We start from the raw sequence: 13,348 nt of genomic DNA, 5'->3' as shown, positions 1-13,348 counted from the left end.
ACAATGTTATCAATAAAAAACCTTCACGCCTCAATTGGTGATAAAGAAATCCTTAAAGGAATTAATATAGAAGTTAAAGCTGGCGAAGTACACGCTATCATGGGACCAAACGGTTCTGGAAAAAGTACACTTTCGGCTGTAATTGCCGGAAACGAAAATTACGAAGTTACTGATGGAGCTGTTTTCCTTGACGGAGAAGATCTTGCTGATTTAGCTCCGGAAGAAAGAGCACACAAAGGAGTTTTCCTTTCTTTTCAATATCCTGTAGAAATTCCTGGAGTTAGCGTTACTAACTTTATGAAAACTGCTATCAACGAAACTCGTAAAGCAAACGGTCAAGCCGAAATGCCAGCGAATGAAATGCTAAAAGTAATTCGTGAGAAATCTGAATTATTAGAAATCGACCGTAAATTTTTATCACGTTCTTTAAACGAAGGTTTTTCTGGTGGTGAGAAAAAAAGAAACGAGATATTCCAAATGGCAATGTTAGAACCAAAATTAGCGATCCTTGACGAAACCGATTCTGGTCTTGACATCGATGCTTTAAGAATCGTTGCTAACGGAGTAAACAAATTAAAAAGCGAGAAAAACGCAATTATCGTGATCACGCACTACCAACGTTTGTTAGATTATATCGTTCCGGATTTCGTTCACGTTCTTTACAACGGAAGAATCGTAAAATCAGGCGGAAAAGAACTGGCTTACGAACTGGAAGAAAAAGGATACGACTGGATTAAAGCAGAAAACTAGTTTACAGTTACAGTTTACAGTTTACAAAACTCATAACTTATAACTCATAACTCATAACTACAGAAATGGATTTAAAAGAAAAATTAGTATCGTCTTTTATGGCTTTTGAAGAGCGTATCGATGTACATTCAGATTTACATGATATTCGCACCAAAGCACTAAAAAACTTTGAAAATAAAGGTTTCCCAACCAAAAAAGAAGAAGCTTGGAAATATACATCGCTAAACGCCATCTTAAAAAATGACTTTACGGTTTTTCCAAAAGAAGAAAATGCAATCGAATTTAATCAGGTAAAAAAATACTTTTTACATGAAATCGACACTTATAAATTAGTGTTTATCGATGGTGTTTTTAGCTCACATTTGTCTTCTACAACACATGACGGAATCGACGTTTGTTTGATGTCATCGGCATTGACCAAACCAAAATATAAAATGGTTATTGACAAATACTTCAACCAAATTGCCAGCAAAGACGAAAGTTTGACTTCGTTGAATACTGCTTTTGCAAGTGAAGGAGCTTTTATCAATATTCCTCAAAAGAAAGTCGCTGATAAGCCAATTGAAATCATGTATTTCTCTACAGGTAATGAAGCTGCGTTATTGGTTCAGCCTAGAAATCTGATTATTGTTGGAGAGAATTCTCATGTTCAGATTATCGAGCGTCATCAGAGTTTGAATGAAAATCCGGTTTTAACCAATTCGGTTACTGAGATTTTTGCTCAAAAACGTGCTATTGTAGATCACTACAAAATTCAAAACGATAATATCGAGGCGAATTTAATCGACAACACTTACGTTTCGCAACAACAGGAAAGTCACGTTTACGTGCATACTTTTTCGTTTGGAGGAAATCTGACCCGTAACAATTTGAACTTTTATCATTTTGGTGAAAGATTGACAAGTACACTAAACGGAATCACTATTATTGGCGAAAAACAACACGTAGATCATTATACTTTGGTCAACCACGCAACGCCAAATTGCGAAAGTTTCCAGGATTATAAAGGAATTTTCTCTGATCGCTCAACAGGAGTTTTCAACGGAAAAGTATTGGTAGAAAAAGAAGCTCAAAAAACAAATGCTTTCCAAAAAAGCAATAATATTTTATTGAGCGATAAAGCAACTATCAATGCAAAACCACAATTAGAAATTTTTGCAGATGACGTAAAATGTTCTCACGGTTGTACTGTAGGACAACTTGACGAAACTGCAATGTTCTACATGCAATCTCGTGGAATCCCGAAAAAAGAAGCTAAAGCTTTGTTGATGTACGCATTCTCAAATGCTGTTATCGAAAGCATTAAAATACCTGAACTGAAACAAAGAATTACTAAAATCATCGCTACGAAATTAGGTGTGAATTTAGGATTTGATTTGTAGAAAGCTTAACCGCAAGGTTCGCTAAGATTTACGCAAAGTTCGCAAGGTTTAATTATTAAACTTTGCGAACTTTGCGCTTTTTACCTTGCGCTCTTTGAGGTTAAATTTTATTTTTTAACAGAAGCAATTATCCCTTTCAAAAAGCCATTAAAATCAAATCCCTGATTCTCTTCTTTCAATCCCATTCTTACAATTACCATATCCAGAGACGGAATAATCGCTACCATTTGTCCCTGATATCCACTGCAATAAAACATATCGCGAGGAACATCGGGAAATTTTCCTCCGGCATTTAACCAAAATTGCGCTCCATAAGCACCTTTAGAAGTATTAGTGGGTGTTGCAGAATATTTTACCCAGCTTTCATCAAGAATTTGTTCGCCGTTCCAATTTCCTTTGTGTAAATATAACAATCCAAATTTAGACCAATCTCTAGCAGTTGCCCAGGCATACGATGAACCCACAAAAGTTCCTGCCATATCCTGCTCTACAATCATTGAATTCATTCCTATTTTGTCGATTACGGCACTGTACCAAAAATCAAGATATTCCTGCTGGGTTTTAAACTGGCTTTTTAGAATTCCGGATAATAAATTGGTCGTTCCTGAGGAATAATTCCAATGAGTGTTGGGTTTAAACTGAGCTGGCTTTTCGCGTTGCACTTTTGCCATATCCCCAGACTGAAAAAGCATTATTGTAGCATCGCAAATTTTACTATAATTCTCTTCCCATTCTAGGCCGGAATTCATATGAAGCAAATCGTTTATAGTGATAATTTTTCGTTCATCATTTTGCCACTCCGCAATTGGAGCGGGTTTATAAATATCAATTTTGCCTTGCTTTGCCAAAACTCCAAAAGCAGAATTGGTAATACTTTTTGTCATCGACCACCCTAAAATCTTACTGTCTTTATTAAAACCTGTATCATATTTTTCAGCTATCAATTTATCTTTATACAAAACCACAACGGCGCGTGTGCGTTTTGCTTTTAGACCGTTTTTATCAAACGAATCATCAACTGCTTTCTTTAATTTCGAATAATCGATATTAGAAAACAAGGTGTCTTTAGGATCAATACTCCCGTATGGAAAAGGTAAAGCTTTGTATTTTGCTCTTTGGGGTAATAAATATGGTTTGGAGACATCATAATGGTCATCTATTAAAGTTGCTCCTAAACCTTCCCGATAAATGGCTTTTCTTTCTTTTAAACCGTAAACTGAAGAGGTTGCAAATTTTCCGGCTTCATCAATTGTATTTGTTGCTAATTCCATTAACGGAATATCATTATCACTTTTCTCAATTAATTCTTTCGATCGGTGATCTAAAAAATGTCCTGAGGCGATACTTTTGGCCGAAAAGCCGGAGATCAATTCAAGTTTTGGATAAGTGGTAAATCCAAAATAAAAAACTACAATCAGTAAAACAAGCGCAAGTAATTTGAGGATTTTCTTCATGGTATTTGACAGTTATTTTTACTGCAATATAAATAATTTACAATCATGATATTAATATCGAAATCACATTTTGAATTTCAAATCATTTACAAATCTTAAATTAATGTTATAGAATCAATAATCAGCCGTTGAATTGATAGTACCATAAAAGGAAATTATAGTTTTGATGGAGAAACCAATTTAGATTTAGTACTTTTGTAGATAGAATTTTTCTAAATAAGACATGTTAGACATCCAAAAAATAAGAGCTGAATTTCCGATACTTTCGGAAAAAGTAAACGGAAAACCATTGGTATATTTCGATAACGGAGCAACCTCACAAAAACCACAAATTGTGATTGATGCTGAGGCGAAATACTATCAGGAAATAAATGCCAACATTCACCGTGGTGTGCACACACTAAGTCAGTTGGCAACTGATGCATACGAAATATCAAGGGTAAAAATCCAACATCATATCAATGCAAAGTTCTCTCACGAAGTACTTTTTACTTCAGGAACTACGCATGGAATCAATTTAGTAACCAATGGTTTTGCTTCAATTTTAAAACCTGGTGACGAAATACTTGTTTCGGCTTTAGAACATCATAGTAATATTGTGCCATGGCAAATGTTATGCGAGAAAACCGGAGCAGTATTAAAAGTGATTCCCATAAACGAAGACGGTGAATTGATTATGGAAACTTTTGATGTTTTACTTTCAGAAAAAACCAAAGTCGTAACGGTAAATCATATTTCTAATGCATTAGGAATCATTAATCCTATCAAATCTATAATAGAAAAAGCTCACGCTGTTGGCGCTGCTGTCTTAATTGATGGTGCACAGGCTGTTCCTCATCTAAAACCGGATGTTCAGGATTTAGATTGTGATTTTTATGCTTTCTCCGGACATAAAATGTGTGGTCCTACCGGAACCGGAATTTTATACGGAAAAGAAGAATGGCTTAACAAATTACCACCTTATCAGGGTGGCGGAGAAATGATCAAGGAAGTTACTTTCGAGAAAACAACTTATGCTGATCTTCCTCATAAATTTGAAGCCGGAACTCCAAATATTGCTGGTGGAATTGTTTTAGGAACTGCAATTGATTATTTAAACAACATTGGTTTTCATAACATTCAAAAGCAAGAACAAAAATTATTGGAACACGCTACAAAACGCCTGTTAGAAATAGAAGGCCTGAAAATTTACGGAACCGGAAAAAATAAAGCTTCTGTAATTTCGTTTAATATTGACGGAATTCATCCTTATGATATTGGATCTATTATCGATAAGCTGGGAATTGCAGTTCGAACCGGACATCATTGTGCACAACCTATCATGAACTTTTTCTGTATTCCGGGAACGATTCGTGCTTCGTTTTCTTTTTACAATACTATAGAAGAAATTGATGTAATGGTCGAAGCGGTTAAGAAGGCGAAAACGATGTTAAGCTAAAAAACTTTTTATGAGAACATTATCATTATTAATTTTAACGATTTTCATTGGAACGAGTTGTGTAAGTCAAAAAGCAAATGATATGACAACAACACAAATCGAATATTCTGCGGTTTCCAGAGGGATTTACAAAGTGATACTTGTTCAAAACAAAACAGTTTCAGTTACCAATGGCAGAAATACTCTGCCGATAGAAAGTAAAATAAGCGACACGAAATGGAAACAGATCGTAGCTGAGTTTTCAAAAATTAATTTAGAAAATGTTCCAAATTTAAAAGGACCAACAGAAAAACGATTTCATGATGGTGCTGCAATTGGGAATTTAAAGATAATTCACAACCAGAAAACATATGAAACTCTGGGTTTCGACAATGGCTATCCTCCTAAGGAAATAGAAAAATTGGTAAATTTGCTGGTTGATTTTACGAAAGAATAATTATGACAATAAAAGAAATACAAAACGAAATAATTGAAGAATTTTCAATGTTTGATGATTGGATGCAACGTTATGAGTACATCATCGAATTAGGAAAAAGTCTTCCGTTAATCAAGGAAGAATATAAAACGGACGAAAATTTAATCAAAGGCTGTCAATCGAAAGTTTGGCTGCAAGGCGAGCAAAAAGACGATAAAATTGTATTTACCGCAGATAGCGATGCAATTCTAACCAAAGGAATTATCGCCATTTTAATTCGTGCTTTCTCTAATCAAAAAGCGGAAGACATTATAAATGCGGATACTCAGTTTATTGACGAAATTGGATTAAAAGAACATTTATCTGCCACTCGTGCAAACGGACTGGTTTCGATGATTAAAAACATCAAAATGTACGCCTTGGCTTTTGATTCAAAAAATAAAAATTAAAATTTTAAACATAATGTTTTTTCATTTGAACCATTAAGACATTAAGTTTCATAAAGAAGTAAAACTTAATTTTTCTTATCTCAAATAGTCAAAGCATTAATTTTCACAAAGAAGCAAAACTTAATTTTCTTAATATCTTAATGGTAAGAAAAAGAATTGCTATTTAAATGAACTTTCATCACTTATCTGATGAAAAAAAACAAAAACAAAAAAATGGAACAAGAAATAGACACAAACGAATTAGGAGAATCAATTGTAAAAGTTTTAAAAAGCATTTACGATCCGGAGATTCCTGTTGATATTTACGAATTAGGATTAATTTACGACGTAATGGTAAACACAGATTACGAAGTAAAAATTCTGATGACATTAACATCTCCAAACTGTCCGGTTGCGGAAAGTTTGCCAAGAGAAGTAGAAGAAAAAGTAAAAACAATAGAACACATAAAAGATGTTGATGTTGAAATTACTTTCGATCCGCCCTGGAGTAAAGATTTAATGAGCGAAGAAGCAAAATTAGAATTAGGAATGCTTTAATAAAATTTGTTTAAGGTTTCAAGTTAACGCAACCTGAAACTTGAAACCTTAAACTATCTTTTCATATGGAAGAAATCATCAATAAAGTTGCCAATAGTGCCTTAGAAGTTTTTGATCTTGAGGATTATTATCCAAAAGGGATACGTGTTCAAATTGACATTTCGCAATGGCTTTTGGAAGGTTTTTTATTAAAAGAAAAAGACTTTAGAGAACATCTTAAAAATCACGATTGGTCTCAATATCAAGATCAATATGTGGCTGTAAATTGTAGCACCGATGCTATAGTTCCTGCCTGGTCGTCTATTTTGGTAGCGATTCAACTGGCTCCTTATGCTAAAAAGGTAGTTAACGGAACTATCGAAGATCTTGATGCGAGTTTGTATGAAGAACTCTTAAGCAAACTCGATTATTCTGAATACCAAAACAAACCTGTTATCATAAAAGGCTGCTCTAAAAAACCGGTTCCAACCCGTGCTTATATTTTAGCAGCAACTTATTTGCAACCTTTTGCAAGAAGTATTATGTACGGAGAAGCTTGTTCAGCAGTACCTTTATATAAAGAATCCAGAAAATAACTTTCTTACAGAATCAATATCCCTCTGCCTTTTAACGCTTTTTTAGTATATTTGTTCTTACACATTTAAACTATATACCATGAGAAAGCTAGCGTTATTACTTTTTATTGTAGCGAATTTAACTTTTGTTCAAGCCCAAAACTCAGAAAAAGAGCTAATTCAGAATACTGAAAAAGCAGTAAAAAAAATAAATGACACTATCGAAGGCGAAGGCTGGAAAGCAAAAGGAACCGTTTCGCTTTTACTAAATCAATCAAGCTTCAATAACTGGATTGCCGGAGGAGAAGATAGCTTTTCAGGAACTTTAGGAATCAACTACGATTTCAATTACAAAAAAAATGATCTTACCTGGGACAATAAAGTTTTGGCTTCTTACGGGCTTTTGCAAACTAAAAATGCCGACTATGAAAAAAAGACTGATGACCGTCTTGAATTCAATTCAATTGTAGGGAAGCGCGCTTTTGGTCAATGGTATTATTCTTATTTTCTGAATTTCAGAACTCAGTTTTCAACAGGTTATTTATATGGCAAGGATGAGAATGGAAAAGAAATCAGAACTGAAAACACCAAATTTATGTCACCGGGTTATCTTACTACGGGTCCTGGTATTTACTGGACAAAAGATGATAATCTTAAAATAAACTTTGCTCCTTTAACCTCAAAATTCACTTTTGTCGACGGTGCTTATACATCTGGAATCGATCAGGGAACGGGTTTACCATATGTTGATGGCGCCTATTTTGGTGTAGATGCTAACAAAACCATGCTTTACGAATTAGGTTTTTATGCTTCAGTTTATTACAAACTTGCCATCATGACGAACGTAACTGCAGAAAATACTTTGAATTTATATTCTAATTATCTAAAAGATCCTCAAAACGTAGATATCAACTACTCTCTTAATATTATTATGAAAGTAAACAAATTTTTATCTGCCAACTTATCCTTCCAGGCTATTTATGATGACAATGCTTTTAGTGGTTTCCAAACCAGAGAAGTCTTTGGTTTAGGAGTTAATTTTGGGTTTTAATCCAAAAGCTGCTATAAGAAATTTACCGCAAAGAGCGCAAAAAATTTTACAAAAGCTTATTTTTATAAAACACAAAGTTCGCAAAGCCAGATCTAAATTTAGCTTTGCGAACTTTGTATTTTTTGAAGATCCTTTAATATAATTTTTTGCGCTCTTTGCGGTAAATTTTACTCTTGCTCTTCTTCTTCTTCTTCTTCTTTCTCGATTGCATCTTTATAATCAGGATACAAAAACTTATTATATGGAAATCTCGTGATATGAATCTGGCGAACTGCTTCATAGACTACTTCTCTGAATTCCTCAAAATTTTCTTTATTTGTTGCAGAAATAAACAACGCCTTATTCTGACCAACATTACTCATCCAGGTTTGTTTCCATTCGTCAAGTGTGTAATGTCTTCTTGTTTTCTCTGTAATCAAATCGTCTTCGTCGATTGTCAAATGTTTGTAGGCATCAATTTTATTAAAAACCATAATCGTTGGTTTATCATTACTCTTGATTTCTAACAAGGTTTGATTTACAGATTCAATATGATCTTCAAAATCAGGATGGGATATATCGACAACATGCAACAATAAATCAGCTTCGCGAACCTCATCTAATGTACTTTTAAAAGAATCAACTAATTGAGTTGGTAACTTTCTAATGAAACCTACTGTATCTGACAATAAGAATGGCAAGTTTTTAATCACCACTTTTCTAACTGTTGTGTCAAGAGTTGCGAATAATTTATTCTCAACAAAAACATCACTTTTACCAACTGCGTTCATCAATGTCGATTTCCCAACATTTGTATACCCTACCAGAGCCACACGAACCATTGCACCACGATTACTGCGTTGCACGCCCATTTGTTTGTCGATCGTTTTTATTTTCTCTTTAAGGAGAGCAATTCGGTCACGAACAATACGTCTGTCTGTTTCAATCTCAGTTTCTCCGGGTCCACGCATTCCAATACCACCTTTTTGACGTTCAAGGTGAGTCCACATACCAGAAAGCCTAGGCAATAAATACTGACATTGTGCTAACTCTACTTGTGTTCTTGCATAAGACGTTTCGGCTCTTTGGGCAAAAATATCAAGAATAAGGTGCGTTCTGTCTAAGATTTTACAATCTATGATTTTAGATATATTTTTCTGTTGCGATGGTGATAATTCATCATCAAATACTAAAGTCGATATGTCGTTTTCTTTTACAAAAAGATTGATTTCTTCAATTTTCCCTGTTCCAACAAAAGTCTTAGGATTTGGACGTTCCATTTTTTGAGAAAAGCGCTTTATCACTTCACCGCCAGCGGTAAAAGTCAAAAACTCTAATTCATCCAGATATTCGTTAAGTTTTTCCTCACTTTGATTTTGAGTTACAATACCAACGATGGCGGTTCTCTCAAAATTTATAATTTCTTTTTCTAACATAGCTTTGAATAAGATGCAAATTTAATGATTTGTAAGGTACTAACACTTATAGAATTTCGTTTTTAAGTTCCATTTGGAAAAATTAGTACCTCTATAAACAATCAAACCATTTAAAAAATTAAGAATAATAAGAATTTAATCTTAACAATACTTAATTTTCAAATGGTTTCAAGCCCTTAAATAAGGTTGTTTTTATTCGTAAATAAAAGTCTTTTCTGTTTTCACAATTCCGTTTTCTTCTACCTGAGAACAAGAAATCGGGAAGTTTAATTTATTGTATTTGTATTTTCTGCTCACCCCAACTAAAACTGTTGATGACGGACTAAAATTCATTTCGTTATTATACGATATTGCTTCAAAACTAAACTCTTCTTCGTGATACGAAATCATGGGTACAATTACTTTATAATTATCCCCAAATAAATTCTGGACAATTAATGCATCTACAGATTTTTTATCATCAAATGTATAGGTTTTAGATATTTTATCACCCACAAGACCTTTGTGTCTTACCACATTATCATTGTTATAAGCATATTCAATTTTACCAATAATTGCTTTATTCCTATCTCGTGAAGTACGTCTTACAATAATACCATTTTCGACTATATACTCGATATCATCCAAGAGGTTCTGGTGATTTGTACTTTTCTTGGTAGTCACTTTTACTCTTGCTCCTTCGTAGAAAAAAGTAACCACTTTGGTAATATTGTCATTTCCTTCCTGATATTTTTTAACGAATTTTGTAATATTATTATCGGCATCATAAGTATAATTTACAACCTCTTTCCATTCGCTGCCTATTTTATCTTTTACAGTCATATCCAACAATCCTTTTGTGTTGTAAAAAAAATGCTGAACAACATCTGAAGTAGTAATGGTTTGAATTTTTCCTTCTTTAAAAACAATAGTTTTATTTACAATTTCACCATCTTTAGAGTTCTGGTAATTTGTTTTTACAATGTTAATTTGTTTTAATTTTACAGGCGCATTTTGATCCTGACTGTGCAACAAGCATGGAAAGACCATCATCATGATGGCGATAAAGTAGGTTTTCATGTGGTATTTTATATTGATTTGGGATGACCAAAATACAAAATTCAATTAAAATTTAACAGTTTAAATTTCAAAAACAATATACTATTAAATTATCGACTAAAAATCAACACATTAACTGCACATTTAAAAAAATCCTTGTATTTTTTACCAAAAACTTTAACATCATCTACCATAAAAGCACCATTCAGTGTTTTGTCTTTAACTGATCCTATATATTTGAATGCAATATGAATATTTCCTGAATACGCAGACAAATCTATTCCTCCTAAACTTATAAATTGTCTTGTAGGTGTAGACAATGAAGGAAAATTTGCGGATAATATTGTCCTTTTTGCCTTAGTAACATTAGATCCATCAAAATTCGTAGAGATATAAACTTCTAAAGAATTTAATGGCGAATCGACTTTAAAATATGTTGTGCACTTCTAAAAGAAAGCACAGCATTTTTATATTCGTTCATATTTCTTTTTGGTGTATCCAACCAGGCAACATTTTCGGCAGCTGTTATACTTATGGTATTAAATTCGGCGTAACCATTTCCCGCATACAACATACTTTTCCACAATTTTGACACTTTTTCTACAATACTCTGATGAAATATTGTAATCTGATAAATCAGCGTCTAATAATGTGATTAGAATTGCAGGTACATCATCAGAAAAATTATCTTCTAATTGTAATATCCCGAGATCTACTGTTTGTCCTGAATTTGAATTTACTTTTAAAAGCAAATCTTTATAGCTCTGACTGTGCAATAATAGTAATTGCTCTCCTTTTATGGAAGAATGCAATTCGAATTTTCCTTGTACGGTTGTGAGTTGTGTGATGGAAGAATTTTGAATACTTACCACCACAATTTCAAGAAGATTTTGTGTCTTTGCATCAATCACTGTTCCTGTGAAAATAGCTTCTTCTTGCGCAAAAGTGACACCAAAAGACAATAAAATAAAAACAAGCATATAATTTCTTCTCATAAAAACCCAATTTAATTTGATCAATAATTTTCAGGTTAATTTGTCTTGCTACAAAACATTTCAACTCTGAATCAAAAAATTAAATTGGTCTTTGGAAAAAGATTTGTGGTAGATTTAAATTCAAATATAGACAAAAAACAATATGAAAATATTTTCCTGTTAAATTTTTATTAAATAAAAATTGATTTATATGAACTTACTCTTTCAAGAAGCTTAATTCATTAATTTGAAGGGTAAAGAATCTATTCTGATATTCTTATTTTAGAAACCATAAAAGCAATCAAGACGCCAAAGATTCCGATGAAAGCAAAAGAAAATTGAAGTCCAAAAGCTTCTGCAATATGCCCAATAACAGGAGGTCCCATTAAAAAACCAAGGAAACTCACACTTGAAACAATGGTCAAGGCTTCTCCCGGTGGAACTGAAGGGTTTTTTCCCGCCATACTATAAACAGTAGGAACAATTGTTGCAACTCCCAAACCAACCAACATAAAAGCAAGTGTACACGGAATGATATAAGGAAGAAAAACTGCCGTGAAAAGTCCGACTGAAATCATTACCCCACTAATTTGCATAACGCGTTCACGACCAAATTTATTGATTAGCCCATCGCCTAAAAATCGTCCGCTGGCCATCATAATCATAAACGAAGTATATCCTAAAATAACCAAAGGTCCGGGTGCTTTTACAACATCTTTAAAGTAAACGCCGCTCCAGTCAAACATTACACCTTCGCTTGCCATACTGCAAAAACCAATTACTCCCAGCCATAGTAAAGAACTGTCTGGTTTTACAAACAACTTTTTCTTTTCGGTCGTTTTATTCTTTATTTTTTCTTTGGCTTTGACCAGAAATCTAAAATTAAAAGCAACCATTAAAAGCACAACTCCACCCACGATTAAAAAATGATGAAAAGGTGTCAGCTTTAAGGTTAGCATTCCCAAACCTACCAAAGCTCCACTAAATCCGGCAAAACTCCACATTCCGTGAAAAGAAGACATGATTGTTTTTTTAAAAAGGACTTCGGTGTAAACACCTTGTGTATTAACAGCAATGTTGGCAAGATTACCAAATACTCCAAATAGAAATAATCCTAAGGAGAGCTGCAATGCTGATGTTGCCAAACCTAAATTGGCAAGACATAAAACATACATTATCAGAGAGAATACCAAAATTCTATGGCTGCCAAACTTGGTAACCATTTTTCCTGAAAAAGGCATCACGATCAATTGCCCTACCGGAAGTGCAAAAAGAATAGAACCCAGATCACCTTCGGTCAAATGAAGAGCAGTTTTAATATCCGGAATTCGGCTTGCCCAGGTTGCAAAACTTAAACCCATCCCAAAATAAAACATTCCCACAGCAAATCGAATTCGGTTTAAATAAGACGCTTTCGCTTCTCTATAAACTTTCTTAATTTTTCCTTTGGTTTGAAATAACGATAATGGATTGAAACTAAACAAATTGATGGATTTTGAATTTTATACTGCAAAAATACTAAAAAGCAACTTTACAGACTATACAACCCTACTAGTTCCTAAATTTATAACGTTGTATGTTTATAAATTTTAAGAGGCAAAGGTTCTGAGAAGCAAAGAGACAAAAGTTTTTTTATGCCCACAGATTAGACGGATGAAACAGATTGACGCAGATTTTCTTACTATTTTCTATATAGGCGCATTTCGGGGCGTCTTAAGATTCAAACAACAAGGGTAATTTATTTTTTTGCCACTCCCGATAGCCCAATGTCATTAAGTTAAGCTTTTTTAAAGACAATTATAGCTAAAAAAATTCGCGCAAAGTCCCGAAGTTTCGGGATAGATTTTCCCTTAACTTATTGACATTGCCGATAGCCATCGCAATAAAAGAT

The 13,348-nt window shown here is 33.6% G+C and carries 15 protein-coding genes; 8 read left to right on the top strand and 7 right to left on the bottom strand.

All coding sequences use genetic code 11. The features are described 5' to 3' along the window. The first annotated feature begins 3 nt into the window (after positions 1–3). Entirely contained in the window at positions 4–750 is a 747-nt protein-coding gene (sufC, locus tag QLQ94_RS05995; RefSeq protein WP_132032515.1) for a Fe-S cluster assembly ATPase SufC, read from the top strand. A 65-nt stretch (positions 751–815) separates the two neighbouring features. Continuing rightward, complete coding sequence (gene sufD / locus QLQ94_RS05990) at positions 816–2,132, top strand: Fe-S cluster assembly protein SufD (RefSeq protein WP_271337692.1); 1,317 nt, start codon at positions 816–818, stop codon at positions 2,130–2,132. 107 nt (positions 2,133–2,239) lie between these two features. On the opposite strand, the gene QLQ94_RS05985 is transcribed toward sufD, so the two are convergent. Next, complete coding sequence (locus tag QLQ94_RS05985) at positions 2,240–3,586, bottom strand: serine hydrolase domain-containing protein (RefSeq protein WP_271337693.1); 1,347 nt, start codon at positions 3,584–3,586, stop codon at positions 2,240–2,242. A 223-nt stretch (positions 3,587–3,809) separates the two neighbouring features. Here QLQ94_RS05985 and QLQ94_RS05980 point away from each other — a divergent pair, with 223 nt between their 5' ends. The 6 genes from QLQ94_RS05980 to QLQ94_RS05955 all read left to right on the top strand — a co-directional run bounded on the left by QLQ94_RS05980 (position 3,810) and on the right by QLQ94_RS05955 (position 8,030). Next, the gene (locus tag QLQ94_RS05980; protein WP_271337694.1) at positions 3,810–5,024 is read left to right on the top strand and encodes an aminotransferase class V-fold PLP-dependent enzyme; all 1,215 of its coding nucleotides are present in this window, start codon (positions 3,810–3,812) and stop codon (positions 5,022–5,024) included. Between the two features lie 10 nt (positions 5,025–5,034). After that, a complete protein-coding gene (locus tag QLQ94_RS05975) occupies positions 5,035–5,460 on the top strand; it encodes a hypothetical protein (RefSeq protein WP_271337695.1) in 426 nt (141 codons plus the stop codon). A gap of 2 nt (positions 5,461–5,462) precedes the next feature. Next, positions 5,463–5,888 (top strand): SufE family protein, encoded by a 426-nt coding sequence (locus QLQ94_RS05970; RefSeq protein WP_271337696.1) that lies wholly within the window; start codon positions 5,463–5,465, stop codon positions 5,886–5,888. Positions 5,889–6,101: 213 nt separating this feature from the next. Continuing rightward, positions 6,102–6,425: an SUF system Fe-S cluster assembly protein gene (locus QLQ94_RS05965; RefSeq protein ID WP_042564763.1), complete on the top strand. Its 324-nt coding sequence runs from the start codon at positions 6,102–6,104 to the stop codon at positions 6,423–6,425. A gap of 65 nt (positions 6,426–6,490) precedes the next feature. After that, complete coding sequence (locus QLQ94_RS05960) at positions 6,491–7,000, top strand: DUF2480 family protein (RefSeq protein WP_271337697.1); 510 nt, start codon at positions 6,491–6,493, stop codon at positions 6,998–7,000. Positions 7,001–7,079: 79 nt separating this feature from the next. Further along, a complete protein-coding gene (locus QLQ94_RS05955) occupies positions 7,080–8,030 on the top strand; it encodes a DUF3078 domain-containing protein (protein ID WP_271337698.1) in 951 nt (316 codons plus the stop codon). A gap of 167 nt (positions 8,031–8,197) precedes the next feature. On the opposite strand, the gene hflX is transcribed toward QLQ94_RS05955, so the two are convergent. The 6 genes from hflX to QLQ94_RS05925 form a co-directional block, all read right to left on the bottom strand. Continuing rightward, positions 8,198–9,445 carry a GTPase HflX gene (gene hflX, locus QLQ94_RS05950; protein ID WP_271337699.1) on the bottom strand — a complete coding sequence of 416 codons (1,248 nt, stop codon included), beginning with the start codon at positions 9,443–9,445 and terminating at the stop codon, positions 8,198–8,200. Between the two features lie 192 nt (positions 9,446–9,637). Further along, a complete protein-coding gene (locus QLQ94_RS05945) occupies positions 9,638–10,504 on the bottom strand; it encodes a hypothetical protein (RefSeq protein ID WP_271337700.1) in 867 nt (288 codons plus the stop codon). Between the two features lie 89 nt (positions 10,505–10,593). Next, entirely contained in the window at positions 10,594–10,875 is a 282-nt protein-coding gene (locus QLQ94_RS05940) for a hypothetical protein (protein WP_271337742.1), read from the bottom strand. Positions 10,876–10,892: 17 nt separating this feature from the next. Beyond that, the gene (locus tag QLQ94_RS05935) at positions 10,893–11,057 is read right to left on the bottom strand and encodes a hypothetical protein (RefSeq protein ID WP_271337701.1); all 165 of its coding nucleotides are present in this window, start codon (positions 11,055–11,057) and stop codon (positions 10,893–10,895) included. After that, a complete protein-coding gene (locus tag QLQ94_RS05930; RefSeq protein WP_271337702.1) occupies positions 11,023–11,478 on the bottom strand; it encodes a carboxypeptidase-like regulatory domain-containing protein in 456 nt (151 codons plus the stop codon). The genes QLQ94_RS05935 and QLQ94_RS05930 overlap by 35 nt, the downstream gene beginning before the upstream one ends. A 242-nt stretch (positions 11,479–11,720) precedes the next feature. Continuing rightward, positions 11,721–12,941 (bottom strand): MFS transporter, encoded by a 1,221-nt coding sequence (locus tag QLQ94_RS05925; protein WP_271337703.1) that lies wholly within the window; start codon positions 12,939–12,941, stop codon positions 11,721–11,723. Between the last annotated feature and the right edge of the window lie 407 nt (positions 12,942–13,348).

The organism is Flavobacterium sp. B114r (assembly GCF_056824125.1).
This window is presented reverse-complemented; position numbering and strand designations above follow the sequence as displayed.